The sequence below is a fragment of the Maribacter spongiicola genome (genome assembly GCF_004364165.1).
GTDB lineage: Bacteria > Bacteroidota > Bacteroidia > Flavobacteriales > Flavobacteriaceae > Maribacter > Maribacter spongiicola.
Genome location: NZ_SOAY01000010.1, coordinates 997,771 through 1,019,298, shown reverse-complemented (window position 1 = coordinate 1,019,298; position 21,528 = coordinate 997,771). Strand labels below are relative to the sequence as shown.

Annotated in this window: 16 protein-coding genes; 3 read left to right on the top strand and 13 right to left on the bottom strand. The window is 34.0% G+C overall.

The window, feature by feature from the left end; all coding sequences use genetic code 11:
- Positions 1–36: 36 nt before the first annotated feature.
- The 6 genes from CLV90_RS04810 to CLV90_RS04785 all read right to left on the bottom strand — a co-directional run bounded on the left by CLV90_RS04810 (position 37) and on the right by CLV90_RS04785 (position 11,485).
- A complete protein-coding gene (locus CLV90_RS04810; RefSeq protein ID WP_133686362.1) occupies positions 37–1,269 on the bottom strand; it encodes an enolase C-terminal domain-like protein in 1,233 nt (410 codons plus the stop codon).
- Between the two features lie 33 nt (positions 1,270–1,302).
- Complete coding sequence (gene lacZ4, locus CLV90_RS04805; RefSeq protein WP_208295095.1) at positions 1,303–3,294, bottom strand: beta-glucuronidase LacZ4; 1,992 nt, start codon at positions 3,292–3,294, stop codon at positions 1,303–1,305.
- 59 nt (positions 3,295–3,353) lie between these two features.
- Complete coding sequence (locus tag CLV90_RS04800; protein WP_133686360.1) at positions 3,354–4,808, bottom strand: sulfatase family protein; 1,455 nt, start codon at positions 4,806–4,808, stop codon at positions 3,354–3,356.
- Between the two features lie 335 nt (positions 4,809–5,143).
- Positions 5,144–6,820 (bottom strand): RagB/SusD family nutrient uptake outer membrane protein, encoded by a 1,677-nt coding sequence (locus tag CLV90_RS04795; protein WP_166638537.1) that lies wholly within the window; start codon positions 6,818–6,820, stop codon positions 5,144–5,146.
- 40 nt (positions 6,821–6,860) lie between these two features.
- Complete coding sequence (locus CLV90_RS04790) at positions 6,861–10,178, bottom strand: SusC/RagA family TonB-linked outer membrane protein (protein ID WP_166638536.1); 3,318 nt, start codon at positions 10,176–10,178, stop codon at positions 6,861–6,863.
- A 218-nt stretch (positions 10,179–10,396) separates the two neighbouring features.
- Positions 10,397–11,485 carry a FecR family protein gene (locus CLV90_RS04785; RefSeq protein WP_208295094.1) on the bottom strand — a complete coding sequence of 363 codons (1,089 nt, stop codon included), beginning with the start codon at positions 11,483–11,485 and terminating at the stop codon, positions 10,397–10,399.
- 188 nt (positions 11,486–11,673) lie between these two features.
- Here CLV90_RS04785 and CLV90_RS04780 point away from each other — a divergent pair, with 188 nt between their 5' ends.
- A complete protein-coding gene (locus tag CLV90_RS04780; RefSeq protein WP_133686356.1) occupies positions 11,674–12,273 on the top strand; it encodes an RNA polymerase sigma factor in 600 nt (199 codons plus the stop codon).
- Between the two features lie 433 nt (positions 12,274–12,706).
- Here the strand turns inward: CLV90_RS04780 and CLV90_RS04775 are convergent, their stop codons facing one another.
- The 5 genes from CLV90_RS04775 to CLV90_RS04755 form a co-directional block, all read right to left on the bottom strand.
- Positions 12,707–12,943 carry a hypothetical protein gene (locus tag CLV90_RS04775; protein ID WP_133686355.1) on the bottom strand — a complete coding sequence of 79 codons (237 nt, stop codon included), beginning with the start codon at positions 12,941–12,943 and terminating at the stop codon, positions 12,707–12,709.
- A gap of 76 nt (positions 12,944–13,019) precedes the next feature.
- Positions 13,020–13,607, bottom strand: coding sequence for a hypothetical protein (locus CLV90_RS04770; RefSeq protein WP_133686354.1), 588 nt, complete (start codon positions 13,605–13,607; stop codon positions 13,020–13,022).
- A 45-nt stretch (positions 13,608–13,652) separates the two neighbouring features.
- Positions 13,653–13,928: a hypothetical protein gene (locus tag CLV90_RS04765; RefSeq protein WP_133686353.1), complete on the bottom strand. Its 276-nt coding sequence runs from the start codon at positions 13,926–13,928 to the stop codon at positions 13,653–13,655.
- Positions 13,929–13,997: 69 nt separating this feature from the next.
- Positions 13,998–15,125: a hypothetical protein gene (locus CLV90_RS04760; RefSeq protein ID WP_133686352.1), complete on the bottom strand. Its 1,128-nt coding sequence runs from the start codon at positions 15,123–15,125 to the stop codon at positions 13,998–14,000.
- Positions 15,126–15,144: 19 nt separating this feature from the next.
- Positions 15,145–16,380 carry a site-specific integrase gene (locus tag CLV90_RS04755; protein WP_133686351.1) on the bottom strand — a complete coding sequence of 412 codons (1,236 nt, stop codon included), beginning with the start codon at positions 16,378–16,380 and terminating at the stop codon, positions 15,145–15,147.
- A 280-nt stretch (positions 16,381–16,660) separates the two neighbouring features.
- Between CLV90_RS04755 and CLV90_RS04750 the strand changes: the two genes are divergently transcribed.
- Together CLV90_RS04750 and CLV90_RS04745 are read left to right on the top strand one after the other, a co-directional pair.
- Complete coding sequence (locus CLV90_RS04750; RefSeq protein ID WP_133686350.1) at positions 16,661–17,296, top strand: SanA/YdcF family protein; 636 nt, start codon at positions 16,661–16,663, stop codon at positions 17,294–17,296.
- Between the two features lie 64 nt (positions 17,297–17,360).
- Entirely contained in the window at positions 17,361–18,602 is a 1,242-nt protein-coding gene (locus tag CLV90_RS04745; RefSeq protein ID WP_133686349.1) for an NRAMP family divalent metal transporter, read from the top strand.
- Between the two features lie 21 nt (positions 18,603–18,623).
- Here CLV90_RS04745 and CLV90_RS04740 read toward each other — a convergent pair whose 3' ends face one another.
- Positions 18,624–20,534 carry an OmpA family protein gene (locus tag CLV90_RS04740; protein ID WP_133686348.1) on the bottom strand — a complete coding sequence of 637 codons (1,911 nt, stop codon included), beginning with the start codon at positions 20,532–20,534 and terminating at the stop codon, positions 18,624–18,626.
- 11 nt (positions 20,535–20,545) lie between these two features.
- Positions 20,546–21,526, bottom strand: coding sequence for a PorP/SprF family type IX secretion system membrane protein (locus CLV90_RS04735; protein ID WP_133686347.1), 981 nt, complete (start codon positions 21,524–21,526; stop codon positions 20,546–20,548).
- Between the last annotated feature and the right edge of the window lie 2 nt (positions 21,527–21,528).

Sequence of the window (21,528 nt, the reverse complement as noted above, 5' to 3'; positions counted from 1 at the left end):
AAATGTTTGAATTAAATAGTAAATTTCCCCCATAATCTAGACTGTAATATATTTGGCAGATACTTTCCTCAAGCCTTCTGTATCTATATTTAAACCAAAACCTGGTTCTAGCTTTAATGAATAGAAACCGTTAGCTTCTTTTTTAGTTGGAGAACTGATCAAACAATCCATATAATTTTTTGAATCTTCCTTTTTCTCGATGGCTTCTACCCACACCGCACCAGTACCAATGGCTATTTGTTGCCATGCCGAACATGCCGGTCCTGCTAAACTATCATCACCTATCATTACCTTAGCTTTTATCTCTTGAACTTTTTTAGCCAAAAGAGCTGTGTGTGTAAAACTACCCATGGTAGACGGGTGTAAGTTGACAATTCTACCCATTCCTTCTTGCAGTTTTTTTATACCTTTCCATGCCGGGCGCATTGGTGCATCAGGAATAAGGTCTAAATTTCCAATCATTTTTTGTAGTTCTATCCATTCGCCAGTAGTCAATGGTGCAGGGTCCTCAATCGCGTTTAGTCCATTATCTTTGAAGGTGTTCATAATGTCAGCCAAAGCTTCAAGTGATCCCACATTTTTATAGCCCTTATTCACATCAGAAATAATTATTGCCTCTTTACCCAAAATCTCACGTATAATGCTCAATAACCTTAGGTCAATTTCCTTGTTCCCATACATTTTAAATTTTACATGGTGACCTAAGTTCTGCTCCAAACTTTTTTGAGCTTCCTCTCGTACTTTTCCCTCATCTTTATGCAATATGCAATATAAACCCGGTACAGGCTCACGGTGATTTAAGCCTAAAAGCTCAATAGCAGGTTTTTGCTGTAATCTTCCGATTAAATCTAACAAACCCATATCCATTAATTCCATTTCTTTCAAAGAAGTTTTCGAACCCTCTACTTGCTGTTGCTGCAATAGACTTTGAGCTTGTTCAATAGTAAGTCCTTTATATTGTTTAACATAATTTACCCAAGAACTTAGGTCTTCATTTGGATTGTTTTTTGAAGCCGGTATTTCAGACCAACCATAATGTGCCCCTGAGGAAATTTTCATGAATAAGTGTTGACGATTGAGCCAAGTACCAAATGAAAAATACCTAGGAATATTGATGTCATATCGGAATAATTCAATTTTATTTATTTTTTCATTCAGATAATTAGCACCACTATTTTTGTTGATACAGGATAAAAATGTTGGGTAAAATGCAGTGGATAGTCCCAACGCCGAAATATCTTTTATAAAACCTCTTCTACATTTATTCATTTTCAAATTTCATCAAATTAATACTAAAACTATTTATTGTAGAACCCAAATACATTGATCAGAGTATTCCTTATTTTTGATTTTTGCACGGACTTCAACAGTATTTTTCCCGTGATAAAGATTTACATTGTTCCATTCAAAAATCCCGTAACTGCCATAAGCCTTTCCAAAAGTTTTTCCGTTGATAAAAAGCTCAACTTCCGGGCAATTGGAATACACCCGTACTTTTATTTTTGATTGTTCACGCACCACAAAACGACGTTCAGTGATGTAAACGAATTTATCTTCTAGATTCCAATTCGCTTTATAGAAATAGAAAGCATCTTTTTTAATCTTTCGATCAAATGTTAACAAACCTTTATCGTTCTTTCCAATGTCCTCTCCTTCTGAACGATGCGCAGCTCCAAAATCAAACATATTCCAAATGTAAGAACCCCAAATATATGGGCGGTCTTTTATTGCTTTCCAATACTCTTCATGATAATGCGATTGCCATTTTTCAGGGTGCCACCGGTCAGGCGCTTTGGGTTTTTTCAATTCATTCTCATGGTGAAATGCACTGGCGCCCGCTCCGTATTCACTTAGTCCAATTTTAAAAGATGCTTGTTCTTTATGTAATTCATCCATCCATGTACCAATATCAGACGGAGCACCACGATACCAACCAAAATACCTATTCCAAGCAATAAGATCTGTAATCTCATGTAACTGATTGTCCTCGCTGTTACTCGCAGCGGTAGTTATTCGTCCTGGATCTTCTTTATGTGCCAAAGCATGAAGCTCCTTCACGTACTCTATTGGGGAATCCCCTGTCGTTTTCAGTTCATTGTATAAGCCCCAAAAACAAATTGACGGATGATTGTATTGTTGACGAATCATTTCAATTAGCTGTTGTTTCCCGTTATCTTTAAAAGATTCTTGGTCCACAAAACCTTTATCCCTATAACCTCCAGGACCTACAAACGGTATTTCGGACCAAGTAACAAAACCTGCCTCATCGAGTATGTCATAAACATACGGATCGTTGGGGTAATGCGACAGACGTATTGAATTAGCCCCCATTTCCTGCATTATAATCAAATCCTCATCATGATGTTCCTTACGAAGGGCATTCCCGATTAAAGCTCTATCCTGGTGACGACATACTCCCTGAAGGTCCAAATGTTGTCCATTAAGAAAAAAACCATTGTTTTCATCCACATGATAATACCTTAAGCCCAGAGGTTGCGCTACTTCATCAATAACTACATTACTATCATATAAACTCACCTCTACTTGGTACATATATGGATCTACAACCCCGTTCCATAAATGTGGTTTGTTAATTGTAAAGGGAATCTTTACTTCTTCTTGGTTCGAATTCACATCCAAAATTCTCTCCAATACCGTTTTATTGCCATCTTTTACTCTTAAGGCTAGTTGAAGCCCAGATTGATTATCGAGATTTGATATTTTTACTAATGCCTCTACTTCTGCCTTTTCTTTTGTAACCTTTTTCTGACTGAGATAGACCCCGGACGAAGCATAATCTAAAGGACTGATAACAGCTTTTTCGGTTATCAGAAGTTCTACATCACGATAAATTCCGCCATAAAAATTAAAATCCCCTAAAAGTGGCATTATATCTAATTGTGGTGCATTATTTACCCGTACCAAAATAGTATTGATTTTTCCATATTGCACAAAATTCGTCAATTCAAAAATAAAGGCAGTATACCCACCTCGGTGCTCCCCAATGTGTTTTCCATTAACAAACACATTTGCAATGGAATTGACACCATAAAATTTGAGAAATAAACGTTTCCCTTTCCATGCACTATCAATTAATATATCCCTTTCATAGTTTCCCAGTCCCCGGTAATAGCTAGGATTACCAGAATTGGCATCAATTTTATTCCATGTATGTGGAATATCAATTCTTTCGTAAACATTCTTTTTAACCTCGTAACCATATGTAAAATTCCAATCTTGGTTTAAAAGCTTAATTTTTCGCTGCGCACTTAATGTAAATGTGACAAGAAGCAAGAAACTGGTAATTTTTACTTTTCTAAATAGCATTCTTATATTTATTTAAATTGATATTCTTACCAAGGATCATTCATGGATTTTAACAATGCGGCCAACTCCTCTTCCATTTTTTGATCTAATGCAGGATTTTCACCCCAGCAATTTTTTAACTGGTAAGGATCCTCTCTATCGTTAAATAGGTAGTAAAACTTATCCCCGTTATCATCTTTAAAAACACTGAACGTGTAGTTGTAATTCCTAAAACCCCTTGCGCCTTTATCGGGATTTGATGGTTTTGTTCCAAAATATAGTTGTTTGGTTGGCCGTTCGACCGGTTTATCAAAAAACACATCTGAATAATTTTTACCTTCAACATCGTCAGGTATTTTATCTCCCAATCCCAATAATCCTAATATAGTTGGCATATAATCAGGAACACTAAGCAATAAATCATCGGTTTTTGCAATAATACTCTTTGGATAATGAACAATAAGAGGAATGTCCATAGCTTCGCGGAACCAAACATTTTTATGCATTAGTCCATGACTACCTAACATTTCACCATGATCAGCAGAGAAAACGATTATCGTATTTTCATACAATCCCTCTTCTTTTAAATGCTCTATTACTCTTCCTATCTGGTCGTCAACACCATCAACACAAGCAAAATATTCGGGTGCCTGATCCAGCCTGGCAGCAACTCCTTTATCCCCTTTTTTCCAGCTATAATTATCTGTAAATTCTACATTTGGTCGATTGAGTAAAGTTTTATAATCCATTCCCTTGTACCTTTTACTATATTTCTCGGGAACTTGACCAAAAGGAGTATGCGGTGGATTTATAGACCAAAACAGGGCAAAAGGTTTATCGTTCTCTCTTTGCGTTTTAGCATTATCAATATACTTCATTATCACATCTGCCTCATGCTCTGATGACCACTGGTTCACAAATATGGTATCCTTAGCACTTCCATTTGTATCCCAATAATAAGGGGTATTATGCCGGTTGTGAGTTCCATAAGCATACCAAAATGAAAAACCATGGCGATTCTCTGGAGGGCACCAAGTATCCCAAACCCTCTTAGTGCCGGGTGGTGTTGCGGGCGGTCCGTCCAAATGCCATTTCCCCACATAACCTGCGCTATATCCACTAGATACAAGAACATCAGAGAAACAGACTTCTTCTTTACTTAGAAAGTTGCCGTAAGGAGTATTTGCCGAATTACAATTCTCTACAACCCCATTTGACAATGGATACTTTCCGGTCATCAACATTGCCCGATAAGGACTGCACAATGGATGATTGGATACCGCACGATTGAAAAACACACCTTCTTTTGCCAATTTATCAATATTAGGCGTATGAACAGGATCTTCGTTTAAAAAACCTAATGATGCTTTACGATATTGATCTGCAAAGATAAATAACAGGTTTGGTCGCTCAGGTTCTTCTATTTTCTTAGAGGCTTCACTTTTACAAGAAAGTAAACCTAAAAAGGCGATTAGCAATATGACAAATCTTTTTATTATCATAATAAGTTTAGTTTATTCATTGGTTTGGATTCTTTATTTAATGCTGATTAACGCGTGAACTCTATAATCTTCTACATTTCATTTATTAACTTCTTTATCATGACAGAGTGTTCCTGCTGATATGATTTTCCACTTATTTACCTTTCTTATATGCAAAGATTCTCTGACCCTACAGTTCTAGTAATAGAGTTGCGAGTATAAGTGAATAGGCTAAATAAATTTTGTATTAAATTCTCAATTGAATTGACGTACCCTTTTTAATACGAAGAAGTTGTTATAAACCAGGACAGAAAAAATCTGCCCCGGTTTAAACTAACACAACTATTGAAATATATCTATTGCGGGTAACCTGGATTTTGAACCAAGGCATTACTACTCTTCTGAATTTCATCTGAAGGTATAGGCCATACATAATGAACCGAAGGATTAAATATTCTTACATTGCCAATTCCATCGGGATTAAATTCAACGGTTTCATTTGCTATAACTTTTAATCCCTGAACTTGGTAACCATTATTAATCTCAATCATACCACTTCGTTTCATATCAAAGTAAGTCCATCCTTCAAAACCAAGTTCACAAATACGCTCACGATAAATATCATTCATTGTAATATTTCCTGCTGTGTATTTGGGCAATAGTTCAGAAGCTCTGCCTCTTACTTTATTAATAGTTTTGTCCAAGACCTCTTGAGAAACATTAGCAACACCATCACGCATAGCAACTGCTTCTGCATGACAAAGTAAAATATCTGCATACCTAAAAATGATATAATCTAATGGACTATCCCAGTCTACTGATTTCCCTGAACCAGGAACTACATATTTTCTCATGTGCAAACCAGTAAAAGAGTGGTTTGGCCCATTTAACTCATGTGGATAAACTATATCGTTATCATTTAAATCAATAAAATGTGACCCCGGACGCAAAATAGTATAGTCCATTCTTGGATCTCTTCCTTCAAAATATTCATAAATTTCGTTAGAAATTTTAGGTTCACCACTACTGTTTAATCCTCCTTCGTTAACATAGTCAATTCCCTCCTGAGGGTTTTGAATAATTCTTTCAAACTGATCAACAAACCAAAGGGTTGGTTGAATAAATGACCATCCACTACTCGCAGACGATGCGTTGGCATATAACTTTTCAACATAACTGCCCGGTTCTGCATCGTTCAAAAAAACATGTTGCACACTGAAGATCACCTCTTCATTATTTTCATTTTCTAAACTAATGACATCCCCATAGTCAGATACAAGGTTGTAATCACCTAGCTCCATAATAGCTTCCGAAACGATTGCCGCTGTATCCCAATCAGTTTCATATAAAGCAGTTTTTACCTGTAAAGCCATTGCAGCTCCTTTTGTCGCCCTTCCTGTTTCAGCATTGGCACGTCGAGGCAAATTAGCAACGGCAAATGCCAAATCTTCTTTAATCAAGTTTAAAACCTCAGACTTGGGCGATCTTGGAGTAGCAGCATCATCAACTGTCGGCACGTGAGTGAATAAAGGAACGTCACCAAACAATTCTACCAACCAATAATAATTCATAGCTCGAAGAAACATAGCTTCGCCTTTCATAGCATTTTTAACCTGATCTGAATTTGAACCGGAAAATTCGATGTCATCTATATGTGTAAGAAAATCGTTTGCTCTAACTACACCTCTATATCCTAAAGTCCATGCAGTAGATAGATAGATGTTCGAACCTGAGTGTACACCGTCACCTACGGGTCTAAGTCTATGTGATTGACGTTCAAAACCAATAGGTGTTATATCTGCCAATACTCCCAGAGAGGCCCATGAAGCACAACCTCGATAAGGATTCTGGTCAGTAGGTGGCTGCAATGCATCATAAACAGAGACTAAGCTTGCCTTGGCATCATTTTCATCTTTCCAAAATGTGGCTGATGAAAGTTGGTCTTCCGGATATTTATCCAAAAAGTCATCTTCACATGAGAATCCAATTACCGAAAGCATCAGAAGTGTCAGTAAATATTTTATATTTTTCATAATTATTGTTTTTATTTTTTTCAAAATCTTGACTATTAAATTAAAATGCAACATTTAAACCAAGTGTAATCGTACGAACGTTAGGAACAGATCTTACATCATCTGTTTCAGGGTCAAAGCCCCATTCTTCGTTCGTAAATGTGAACAAGTTATCAGCACTTACATAAACCCTCAACTTGGACAAGGTATCTGTAAGTAAAGCAGAATGGGTTAAGTCATATCCTAATTGTACATTTTTAACTCTCAGGTATGAAACATCCTTCACCCAAAAGTCCGATTCCTCGATAATAAAGCTCTGGGATTCATTTGCCATTCGTGGCAGAATAGCATCAGGATTACCTGGTGTCCACTCATTATCAACCCAACGTTGAGGAATTACCCCTTTGTCTACCCAGTTCATTGGTGTAATCATATAATCCCAGGTATTCCTATCTCGCTTGGCCACACCTTGAAAAAGCATGCTAAAATCTAGTCCTTTATAATTAAAACCAATATTACCACCAAAACTATATTTAGGAATTCTATTACCGATAATAACACGATCCTCTGTTCCAATTACACCATTTCCTTCATCTGGAACACCATCACCATTGGTATCTACGGTTAGTTGATCCTTAAATTCAAGATCACCCAATTTTGTAAATGGTCTATGCTCTGCCGCATTTGCGAGCTGTTCTTCTGTTCTAAAGATATCTACAACTTCATATCCGAAAAATGAATTGAAAGCGTATCCTATTTGCGTTCCTCCCGTAACTATATCAGAAAAGTAGTCGGTAACCTCATTGTGCAGTTTAGTAACATTAGCAGATACGTTGTAGCTTACCTCCCCGATTTGACCACGGTGTCCTACCGACAACTCAACACCTTTATTTTCCATTGATGCCAGATTCACGACAGGCTCTGTTTTTCCACCTAGAAACTGAGGAATCGGTAGTGCAGTCAATATGCCATCTGTTTTACGAACAAAATAATCTGCATTTACACTTAATTTACCATTAAAAAATCTCGCATCCACACCAAAATCTGTAGTTGTTGTTTCTTCCCATTTAATATCTTCGTTAGTCAATGCGGTCTGTGCAATACCCGAGTACACCTCACCATTGAAAGAATAGTTTTGATTTAAAGCATAAGTTGATTGGTATGGATAATTCCCAATACGATTGTTACCCAATTTCCCCCATGAGGCTCTTATCTTTAAATAATCTAGACCTTTAACATCTTTCATAAAATCCTCTTCGCTTATGTTCCATCCTGCGGAGAAAGAGGGGAAATATCCATAACGGTTGCCATCTTTAAAACGCGATGAGCCATCAGCCCTTATGTTTGCTTCAAATAAATACTTGTCTTTAAAATTGTAGTTTACCCTACCAAAATATGATTGCATTGACCATTCTGCTATTGTTCCACCACCGCCAATAAGTTCCAATCCAGCATTTACACCTTGTACCTCGTTATTTGGAAATTGTTGTCTAGTAACATTTATGCCATCCGCTCTATACTGAAGTGTTTCGTAACCTCCTAAAATTTTTATATTATGATCACCAATATTCTTGTTATATTCCAGCAATAGGTTAGCATTGACCTGGTAATTTTGATATTGAGCAATAGTAGCACTTCTTCCGGAATTTTGCTCTATTTGACCAATTATCTGTTCTGTTCTAAAATTCCATATATCATACCTCTTATTAAATTCACTTGATATACCTTGATTAAAATCCAATGCCACTTTTGCTGTAGCCTTAAAGTCATCAAAAATTTCCCATTCTGTAAAAACATTACCCATAATTCTTCGGTTATTTTGCTCTCTTATACGGTTGGCAATTTCCGCATAAGGAGCACTTATGCTCTGGACCGACCCACTTTGAGCTCCTCCCCATCTACCATCAGGGTGCCTTAAATTTGTAATTGATGGTGACCACTCAGTTGATGTTGTTGATAAGGTTAGAGCGTTCGGAGAAAGATTTGTCCATCTGAAAAATACATTTCCACCAAGTTTAACCCCATTAAGGACTTCAGATGAAAGGTTGGTTCTAACACCGTAGCGCTGAATGTTATTTCCTCTAGTAATACCATCTTGATCAAGGTAACTCATTGACATCCGATAAGTTGTCTTTTCATTTCCACCACTATAACCCAATGAATGGTTCATAATTGGAGCGGAACCTCCAAAAAGTTCTTCATTCCAGTTAACGTTTGGATGATATAAAGGATCGTTCGGATTATCTCTCCATTCCTGAATATCAGATTGTGAAAAATTTTGTTGATTTGGTCTGATTCTATTAGCTATTTCCATATAATCGGCAAAATCGCTAACATATTCAATCAATTTTGGAATACTTTGAATACCATAGTAAGTATTGTAAGTTAGTCGAGATTTACCCGACTTACCACGCTTTGTAGTGATAAGAACAACACCATTGGCGCCTCTAGACCCATAAATTGAAGCAGAAGCAGCATCTTTTAAAATCGATATATTTTCAATATCGTTTGGATCAATATCATTCATTATATCCGTTCCTTCAGAAGGTACACCATCAACAACAACTAAAGGATTTGAGTTATTCATTGTACCAACACCACGAATACGAATTGTAGCTCCGTCGCCACCGGCAGTACCTCCACTATTTTGCACGACACTCACTCCTGCCGCCAACCCAGATAAACCCGAACTTATGTTAGTGACAGGTCGTGTTGTAAGATCATCGGTGTCTATGGAACTTACTGACCCAGTAAGGTTAATCTTCTTTTGAGTGCCATAGCCAACTACCACAATTTCGTCTAGTGCCGCAGCACTTTCCTCTAATGATACATTAATAGATGTTTGACCATTTACCGGAACTTCTTTGGAGGCAAATCCGATATAGCTTACCACAATAATTGCATCTTTGGCAACTTCAATTGAAAAATTACCATCAAAATCTGTGGTAACACCATTAGTAGTACCTTTCTCTACAATATTTGCACCTGGCAATGGTTGCCCCGCCATATCGGTTACAACACCAGTTATAACAAACTCTTGCTTAACATCAATTTCATTTTTTTCAATCTTAGAGATACTCCTTTCTTTAAGAAAAATCTGTTTATCTACTACTTTGTGAGTAGTTCTTGTATGAGCAAACATCCTTGTTAAAATCTTTGATACAGCTTCTCTCTGAGCATTTACACTAATTTTTCTCTTTAAATCAACATCTTTGATTTGATACACGAAATGAAATTGGGTTTGACTTTCAATTTCATCTATTATTCTTTCTACTGATACGTTATTCAGTTCCAATGAGATTTTGGTACCTTGAGAATACGATGTTTTTGCCTGCATGGTAAATAATACCATAAACATAAACAATATACTGATTTTCATTTTCAAATTGAGTTTAAGAGATGGGAGCCCCCTTCTTGTTTGATCAAGATATTTTTTCATACTTTTATAATGTTTGATTGTGGTTATACAATTTGGTTAATCACTTTTACGAATCGGGAAATGGTGACACATTTTCCGATTTTTTTCACACTGGTGAAGAATAAGTAAAAGGTGAAATTTTATTTAAATCAATTCTTCATATACATTTTATTTTTAATTTATTTTACAATTACAATGTCGTTCTCAATTACATAGTCTATATCGTATTGACTTTTGAAATAATCCAATATTTTCTCAATAGGCATATCTTCAAAACTGGCATTAAAAGTTTCAGAAGACAATAGTGAATTTTGATTAACAATCTCAATATCATAATGTCGCTCCAACTTTTTAAGAATATCTTCAAAACTCATATTTCTAAATACCAATACACCTTGTACCCAAGATGTATATATACTCGTTACAACTGTTTCTTTTGAAATATCCCCAATTAAATTATCATATTTACCTTTTGTTCCAGGAGTCAACAATGTTTCTTTTCCGGATTGAAGTTCATTCGTTGTTGCGTACATACCAACCGAACCTTCAACTAAGACCACTTCCTTAATCTTATCCTCAGGATAAGCTGAAATATTAAAACGCGTACCATATACTTTTACATTCAAACCTGATGCGTGAACTATAAATGCTCTATTCTTATCCTTTGCTACATCTAAAAAAGCTTCACCTGATAAAAAGATTTTACGCTCCATTCCCTTTTGAAAATTAACAGGATATTTTAAAGATGATCCCGAATTTAAATATGCTACGGAACCATCCTCCAATTTAAGTTCAAATTGTTTACCATATGGAACATTTAGCGTGTTGTAAACGGGTAAACTTTCTTCGGAATCATTACTATGTTTATACACCAGTTGGTTACCTACTTGAGAACCAACAACATTTCCCTTTTTATCAAAAACCTGTGTCGTTCCTTCTTCTGAAATAACCTGAATATTTCCATCTTCACGTTCTAAAGTGATAAAATTTTCATTTGGTGAAAACTGGGGCTCTATCTTTTCCGAAAAAGAAAATTCTTTAACTAAATATCCTAAAGTCATAGATAAAACTATAAGAGCGGCATATTTTAAATATCTGTTTATTTTCAGCTTTCTAGGACCTTTATTATCATTTCTCATTTTAGCCAGTAATAACCGCTTTGACTTTTCCGTATCGTAAATTTTCATTTTACTGTCAATTCTGTAGTTTAATTTCACATATTCATTAAGAAGTCGATTGGTCGACGGGTGATTGAGTTCACTTTCCAATTTGTCCAGTTCGATTTTGGAAATCGAATCTGTTACAAATTTCACAATTAGTTTATGTATTCTTTTGGGCTTCATTCATTATACAATTCACATTTAAACGAACCCAAAATAAGAAACCCCTACTTTTTTCACATTTTTTTTTCATATTTGCTAAATATTGTATCCAGCACCATAACCGTTTTGATAACATGAAAGAGTATTTTTATAATCAAAATTCATTGATTGAAGATTTAAAAATTGGCAATGAAAAGGCATATGTTCATCTAGTAGAAAGGTATCATAATAAATTGTGCAATTATGCTAATAGCTTGATCAAAGATGATTTGATAGCCGAAGATATTGTTCAAAACGTATTTGTACAGATTTGGGAAAAACGTAACAAACTTAAATATGAGCTTTCCTTGGAAAACTATCTTTACAGGTCAGTTTACAACAAGTTTATTGATGAGTATAGAAAAGGAAAAGCTGTTACAGCCTTAGAAAAGAAATACATGACAGCATTAGAGCTTGCTATCGATGAAAAAGACGAGATACAAGAAGAGAAGATACTTTCTATACTTTTTGAGGCCATTCACGAGTTACCACCAAAATGCAAACAAATTTTTCTGATGAGTAAAAAAGAAGGTCTAACCAATGTTGAGATTTCAAAATACCTAAACCTTTCAAATAAAACGGTTGAAAATCAAATAACTAAAGCTTTTCGTATTCTAAGAAACAAGATGGGAGAAAAATATGAAACAATTTTATTAATAGTTTTTGGAAATGAACTTAAATCAGTTTTAAGGTAAATTTGCAGATTTTATTTATGTGTGTACAGGAAAAGTAAAAAGGTAAATTTTGAGATTTCTTTCGAGAAATAAATAATTAAAATAAAATCATTTATTGTCTACATTACATAGAACAACATACAAATAGATGTTTTCAAATAGAATTGGAAATTTATAAAATGATTATAAATATTTAATAATTAAATATTGGTTTGGCAAGATAACTAATAGCTACATAGAATCGAAAGTAATATGTTTATCCAATAGAGGTTTTACGGGTATCTTGGAAAATTAAATAGAGCAATAAGATTGAAAAAACTAGCATTCTTTCTTAATCAAAAAAACCTACCTTATCCTATGTAGTGATTTATGAATCACTTTCGGATTGCTAGAATTCGTAGAGAGCAAATTATATGTACATGACCCTAGCATTATTATATAAATAATTTATTACCTAATCTTTCGGCTTTAAAAGATTATAGTTTCCTGTAATACTAACCAAGAATTTAATTTCTGACTCATCAGTTCCAGGAACTACCAATTCGCATTTACTGCAAAGTGCAAAATCGGGATGGACATCTTCAACTGCATAACACTCACAATAATTGATATCCAAACGTGCTATATCGTCAAAAAGTTTAAGATTTTCTCTAGAAAATTTATTGCGGTTACCATTAAATTTTTCTTCCATAGCAATGTTTTAATTATTTATTTAACAACCTGAATTTACAAAATACCTGATATCGTAGCAGGTTTTTATCGTTATCTCATTTTAATTTTTTTCTAACAACACTAGGTTGCCTTCTCAACAACTCAGCAACTTTATAAATATTCTTAAACTTTACAAATGCCCTATTCATAATATCATATTCTCTTTCTGTCCACTTCTCGTAAGCTCTAGGGTAATTTTTCCTTAACTCTAATATTTGCGGCGGTAAAATAGAGGTATCAATTTTAGGTAATTTATCAATATGAGATTTTGTCTTTAAAATTAAATCATCTATTTCAGCCTCTGTTATATCTGGAACAATAGGATTGTCAACATTTACCGACTCCACATTAGATATTATCTTACTGTCAGGCACACTGTAAAATCGCCACTCATATGATTTCGACTTGTTTTTATTTGCTTTACATTGAGGTATTAGATTTAACATTCCACTTTTGTGAAGACGCTTTAAATAGTTTCTAAAATGAACACCATTATGTCTATCTTTTTGAATTAACCCTTTTCTTGCAAGAAGTGGATATACATCAGTGCTTCTAACACCATGTGAGCCAGTTTGCTCTAGATATTCTTGAATAGCTCTGCTAATTCTCCTAGCTTTTTGAAACTCCTCATGGCTTATTATCATAATTTTTGATTAAGTGGTTTCTAAAATAATCAGTTAAGAAGAATCCTATAACTTCTTACGATATAATTCCCATCCAAAAGTTGGAACCGCCCAATACCCTAAAACTGGCATTATGAACAAGGTTATTCTTGAAGGATATCTATAGTATAAATTCACATCCTTAGTATTAACCTCAAACTCTACGAAAAAACCTTTCATTACCAATGGTTTTTGAGTAATTGAACGATTAAGTAAAGCCGCTTCATAACGTTCTTTCCCAATTTCTTTCAGCAATTTTTTAATTGCTGTGATATCATAATTTCGAAAAACAATTTCGGACATTTTCCAAAAATATGGAAATAATCCATTTAATGACACAAATAATTACTCACAATTAAGATTATTTCAATTTTAAAGTAATGAATTTAAAAACTCTTCTTTTGAAGAATAACCAATTGCCTTTGCTAAATCATTAGGAGACATCGACATCCATTCAGAAATATATTTTCTTAAATCATCACTAAGCCAAACTCTAGTATTTTTCTTTTGTTTTTTAAGAGCCTTTATTAAAACTCGTTTTATAAATGATGCACCTTCGGGTTGAATATAGTTAAGCGAAGTAAGAAGTAGAATTGTTTTACAAATTACGATGGTATCCTCTTTACTTTTTAAAGCTAAAACTTCTTTAGTTATATCTTTTTGAAATGAGTATTTCTTAAAATTGAAATTAAAACTATGTGCAACAAAATTTCGAATTAAGATTGTTTTATCTCTTTTAAGAATTTGGCTAAATAATTTCACCAAAACCTCTGGATGCAAACCAATTAAAACTAGTTTCTCTTCTTCTTTATTTTCGTTGAAAGTATAGGAAATTTTATTTAGTGGTGTTTCAGCAAGTTCCTTTAAAAATGAAGTGAGATGGTTCAAATTGATAACACTTCGCTCCGGAAAAACTATCTCATCTACAATCGTAGCTCTGTTGTCCTCTAAACTTGCATCCCAAACATAATCAGATTTCAATCTATACTTAATTTCAGCGATTGCAGCCTCATATTTTTTAATTAAGTATTTTCTATCCTCTACTTCGCTTATTGCAAGCTCATGAATATAAGCAGACTCAAGACTAGATTGATCATAGAAAAATGGAGATAAAACTAAAAACTCAGGATTACCTGATAAATAATAATCTTTAGAATGGTTTTTAGTATATAAATAAGATATTTCAAAAGCAAACCTCTGTTTAAAAATAGGTATTAACAATTTAATCTCTGATAGTATAAATGATTTAATTTCTTCATCACCATAATCCTGTAAAAATCCATACCATATAGCCAGCTCGCGAATAGTTATTGTATCTAATTCAATTTCCTCCCATTTATCATCTAATTCAAAAGATTCCCACTCCATAATAGGATTCACGATATCCAACTTTCTGAAATATTCAAGATATAACTCATTAACTAAATAGAAAAATCGGTCTACCAACCCCATTTTAGGTAACTCATTTTTAATTAATTTAATTTTTGAATTGGAATCCATTTTTGTTAAATATTATTAGTTACTTCTTATCCCAGGTACTATCCATTTCACTTCGCTTTAAACTTTCAGAAATATTCACATATCTTCTAAAGCTTTGTTCTTTTTTATGCCCTGTAATAGACTTAAGGACCGGTATTTTCATCCCTAGAATCAAACTATTGGTTACAAATGTTTTTCTAGCGGTGTGGCTCGTAATTAACTTCCATTTAGGAAGGGTATGCTCAACCTTTCTACTACCTACAAACCTAGTAGTCGTAGTTGGTGTATTAATCTTCACTTTCTCACATACCTTTTTAATTTTTTTATTGAATCCCTGTGAACTAATTACAGGTAACGGTTCATAAAGTGTGTCTTTATATTTAGCCAAAATAGCTTTAGCAAAACTATTTAAAGGTATTGTGTGATCTACGGTCTTAGTTTTTTGAATATTTATTTTAATCTCATTTTCATATACATTAGAAGCCTTTAAGTTTCTTATATCAGAAAACCTTAGCCCAGTAAAACAAGCAAAGCAGTACATATCACGAATTCTACTGAAAGATTCATTGTCAAATTCAAAATTATATAGAGACATTAATTCCTCGTATGTTAAATAAATAACCTCTATTTCTTCTTCAGGAGCTTTAAATTTTAAAAATGAGATATTACTGTGATAATCTCTCTCCAAAGACCATTTCATAAATGTTTTTAGAGTTGTGACCAATCTAGCGAAATAATTATTTTTTGTGTTTTTAACAGTAAAACAATACTCTTGAAATTTTTCAAAAAATTCATTGGTGATACTTTCAAATCTTAGAGAATATCCAGTAGATTTTTCAAAATTTTCAAAGAAATTTTTGGCTGTAGTATATGACTTAACCGTTCTTTCTGCTTTTGTAAGTTTACCCAATTCTATAAATTCATTAAAAGAGGGAATGAACGAATGGGTCAATTCCATCTTCGAATCAGAATTAAGCTTATCTAAAATATATGCTTTGTCTGGAACAATTTCATTTAAAAGAATATATCTATTCAATGTTTTTAGCTTAGACTCTAAGTCATCTATAATCTTATTATACTCAATATGATTATTATAAGCCTCATTTGCCTTCGGACTTCTTAAACGCTCTTTTTTTTTATCCCAAGAGCTAACAGATGATTTAACATTCTTTACAGCTTTAAAAATTTTAAAACCATTTGATGCCACCACCATACGTATAGGCGCCAAACCTCCTTTTCCTATTTTGTCTTTCCTTAAATGAAATGTAACTTGCATTAGTAATGTACTTGATTAAAATTGATAAAATAGGGCTACAAAAGGGGCAACCAAATGATATTTTAATCGGTTAAATTTAATTGAAACTAAATTTAACTATAATATATATAACAATACCTAGGGATTTAAAAAGATTTAAGGACGTTTAAAAATAATGGTACTCCCGCCTCGAGTACCACAAACCCCTGAAATCAATTGATTTCAGGGGTTTTTTTATTTTATATACTTTTCAAATTAAAGTCTTCAGTTATTCATTAACTTTAGTTATCATTACAAATGCATGCTGAAAAAAATACTAAAAATATCGGGTTTATTAATAATAGCGTTAATTCTAATCATATTTGCCTGTAATAGTATTATTTCAGGTACTGCAGAAGACAAAACGTATTCAGACGTAGCATTAGTACCTGCTAATAGAGTCGGTCTCGTTTTAGGTACTTCTAATAGATTAACCAATGGTTCTCCTAATCCATATTACACCTATCGAATAAACGCCACCAAGGAACTTTATAATGCCGGAAAGATAAAATTTATTTTAGTTAGCGGCGATAATGGTAGTATTTATTATAATGAGCCAAATACCTTTAAAAAAGATCTTATCAAAGCCGGCATACCAGAAGAAGTTGTTTTCTTAGATTATGCAGGGTTCAGAACTTTAGATAGTATGTTCAGGGCAAAGTTTATTTTCGGACTAGATAACGTAACGGTAATTTCTCAAAAATTCCATAATGAACGGGCTATCTATATTGCAGAACAAAAAGGGTTAAAAGCCATAGGCTTTAATGCTGAAGACGTTTCTACAAGTCAAGGCCTAAAAGTTCAGACAAGAGAGTATTTAGCACGTGTAAAAGTATTCATAGATATGGTATTGAATACTCAACCAAAATTTTATGGCGCATCTATTGAAATAAAATAGGCGTATTTCAGCGCTGTATTTAAATAGAGTACATTTTAGACAATCAACCGAACCAAAACGCTGCATGAAAACAATACTAAAAAACTTAGGTCCAGGTCTTTTGTTTGCGAGTATGGCCATTGGCACATCTCATCTTGTTTTATCTACAAAAGCAGGAGCCCAATATGGATGGTTAATGGTTATTCCTATAATTTTAGCGAACGTTCTAAAGTACCCGTTCTTCGAATTTGGAGTGCGGTATACTAATGTTACAAATAAGACCTTAATAGAGGGTTATTTAAACCGTGGTAAGGGCTATTTATGGTTTTATGCTATAATTAGTTTTGTCACAACTTTCACTATACTCGCAGCTCTATACACCGTTACAGCCGGTCTATTCATTAATTTATTTGGCATCGGGCATAGTTCTATCGCAATGGTAGCACTAAGTTTATTTTTAATTATAAGTGCATTACTCATTTTCGGAAAATACAAGTTTTTGGAAATTAGTTTAAAATTCGTTGTTACCATATTATTTCTTGCATTATTAGTGACTACAATTTTAGTATTAGTAAAAGGACCAGTGAGCCATACGCCAGACTTTAAACCCTTACCCATTTTTAACGAAGTTGGAATTCTGTTTTTAATTGGATTAATTGGATGGATGCCCACCAGCGTAGAAGCATCTAGCTGGATCAGCTTATGGAGTATTGAAAAATGGAAAACTCAAGATAAGCCCAGCTTAAAAGAATCTTTACAAGAGTTTAATATTGGCTATACCATTACAGCCATATTAGCAGTCTTTTTTATGATTATAGGATGGTATACGTTATACGGAACAAACATACAACTCAGTAACAATGCGGTAAGTTTCGCTGATCAAGTAGTTCAGTTATTTACACAACATATTGGCTCATGGGCATATCTGTTTATAGCCATTTCTGCATTTGCCACAATGTTCAGTACCTGTATGACCGCACATGATGCTTTAGCAAGAGTAAGTTTAGATATCATTTCACTGTTAAAACCAAAAACTATATGGTATAGCACAAAAACAGCATACGCAGTAGGCGTATTCGTTTTGACTCTAATTAATTTTGTAGTTATAGCAGCGTTTAGTGCAAATATGGGAAATTTGGTTGCTTTGGCTACATTCGTCTCTTTCGTAGTCGCGCCGATTGTAGGCTATATGAATTTAAAAAATGTAACCAGCGATGACCTAGACCCAAAATTTCGACCAGGCAAGAAATTAAAACTACTGACCTATGCAGGAATTTTATTCTTGTCTGGTTTCGCCCTCTATTATTTCTATATCATTATTTTTTAAAACTATTGAAATAGGCGATAATTACTCTACAACAAATAAAGTACGTTCGTTTTGTTTATGAAGAAAATCTAGACAATAAGCACCATTTACGCAATTGTTTACAATGTTTTCTTCACCATAACCAATTGCTTCAATAATGTTATTTGAAGTTAACCCGTTCGTTAAAAGGTAGTTTTTAATAACGTCAGCTCTTTCTTGTGATAACTTTTTATTGCTAGAATTACTACCTCTACTATCGGTATGCGATTGAATTCTGATTCTCATTTGAGGAAAACGAACTACAGCATCTACCACCTTTTTCAATTCAGTCTCCACTTGGGCGTTCATAACAGCTTTACCTTTGTCGAAATAAAACTTTTCTAGTTTTAATACATTCTTATCTTCACGTATGGTAATTAAATCCTCCATTCGTGCCAATCCCATATTAAAAGCAGAGTTTTGAATTTCTTCCATACCTTTTTCTGAGTATGCCGTTGAAAATATAGAATACCCATCGCTCATAGCCTGTATGGTTACTTGAGACATCCATGGTATTTCAATTCTAAAGCTACCATCATCTCCAGACCTGACTTCTTTTACAACATCACCTTGCTGATTCAACAACCTAACTTGTGCTCCTTTTAAACCAGCCTTTGTTTTCAAATTAACTACTTTACCCCCTACAGCAAATGTCTTTAAGCCCGGTGCATTTTTTAGTTCGAAACCATAAAGATCATCGCCGCCTTTGCCCCCTTTTCTGTTTGAAGCAAAATAGCCAGACAAACCTTTATTCTCAGCATTCTTAATTATGAATCCGAAGTCATCTGCTGTCGAATTTATGACATCACCAAGATTTACCGGTATGGTGAAAGTATCATTAGACAACATATTAGATTTGTAAATATCCATCCCTCCAAGACCATAAAAAATATCCGAAGAAAAATATAAACTACCATCAAAAACGTATGGAGCAATCTCGTTCCCTGGTGAATTTATTCTAGGTCCTAAATTAATAGGTGCAGACATTATCTGTCCGTTATTCGTGTATACATAATACAAATCGGTACCACCATAGCTATCGTCGAAATTAGCTGCAAAATATAATCGTTCAGTTTTATCATCGAAATAAGGATAGTAAAAAGATGTACTTAAATCTTTTAATATAAATCTAAACCTGTCATTTTTAGTAAGCGTACCTATTGCCAATGCATTTTTACCATTCTTATTATACCTTAACTCACCATCTTCTTCGTTAGATAGAATATAAAAAAACGTTTCAAGTTTTTCAGAATAATATGGTGTAGATTTATGAAAGTCGGTTGCATGAATTTCTTTAAAAGTCTCTACATCAACTAAATTATTATCAGAACTTAATCTTGCAAAGTATATATCTAAATAAGATTCGCCAGTAGGTTCGTATATATTTTTAGTATTTCGACCTCTACTACTACTAAACAATATTCCGTTCTTATAAAATGCCGGCGAGAAATCGCCTTGCGCGCTATTAACACCCAAATCACGTATAACACTGTTATCCGTAATAGAAGGAATTTCCAGTAAACTATAATTAAACTCCGCATTTTCTAAAAGTTCAGGAGATAATTTATCCGCTTTTGACTTCAAGAACATTTTCACCCTATCTCTCTCGGAGTTTTTAGAAAGGCTCTGCAACATTTTATTGAATCTGTTAACAGACATTATGGTATCGTTCTTATTCACCTCTAAATAAAGCTCAGATGCCCTATCATAGCTACCCGTACTAAAATAAGAATCTGCAAGATTCAATAACTGATGATTAGTTAACGAATCTTTTTGCATTTCACTTTTATACGCTTCTATCGCCTTTTCGTATTGATAGCCATAGAAAAGGTTATCGGCTTTTGATTTTTTGTCTTGGGCCGCACCTAAGAATGGCACAAAAGCTAGTAATACTATGATTAATTTAAATCTCATTTTCGTTCACTTTAAAAGAATCTGGGCGAATCTACTTGTTTAGGTTTACCTTTTGCATTCTTATCACTACTACCTTTAGATTTTGAAGGTCCTTTTCTACCTAAGTAAAACTTAAGTATAATCTCATGTGATCCGTTATTGAATTCGCCGAGAAGGTTTGTATTGTAATCATACGAATACCCTGCAAACAATGTATTAGAAATCTGAAAACCTGCCAAACCGCTAAAAGCATTATCTAAACGATAAGAAACCCCTGCTGTAACCACATCAGAAATTAAAAAATTACTAGATAAGTTCACATTTACCGGCGAACCAGAAATCGTGTTCACTAAAAATGCTGGTTTAAATTTTAAATTATCTGAAAGTTCAAATACATAGCCCCCAATAAAGTTAAATTGAATCTTATCTTCTACTACAGAGGCTATCTCATCATTATAAATACCTTCTGTCAGAAAATTAGGAACCGAAGCACCTAAATACCAATCTTCTGAGTAAAGGAATGCACCAGCACCAACAGTTGGGTAAAATTTAGAAAGCATTTCATCACTAAGATTTTCGCCAGGATTCTCAAAAGTACCTTTAGAAAAATCAACATTTAAGAAAGAACCACCGGCATCAATACCAAAAGACAATTTCGTTTCGTCGGTGACCATTATTTGATACGAATAAGAAATATCAGCGTAAGTCTGTGTAGCAGGACCTAATTCATCATTTACGATATTAATACCTAAACCCACTTTTTCATTTTGAAAAGGTAGATTGGCACCAAAACGAAATGTTCTAGGAGCACCGGGAATATCTATCCATTGGGCTCTGTACAACCCAGAAAACTCTGGGTTCTCTACCGTACCAACATAAGCCGGGTTAAAACTACCAATATTGTACATGTACTGCGTGTACTGCGGTTCTTTCTGTGCAAATGCGTTAAAGCCTAACAGAGAAAATAGTAGCAAAGCAATAGTATAACTCGATTTATTAAAGTTATAATCCATAA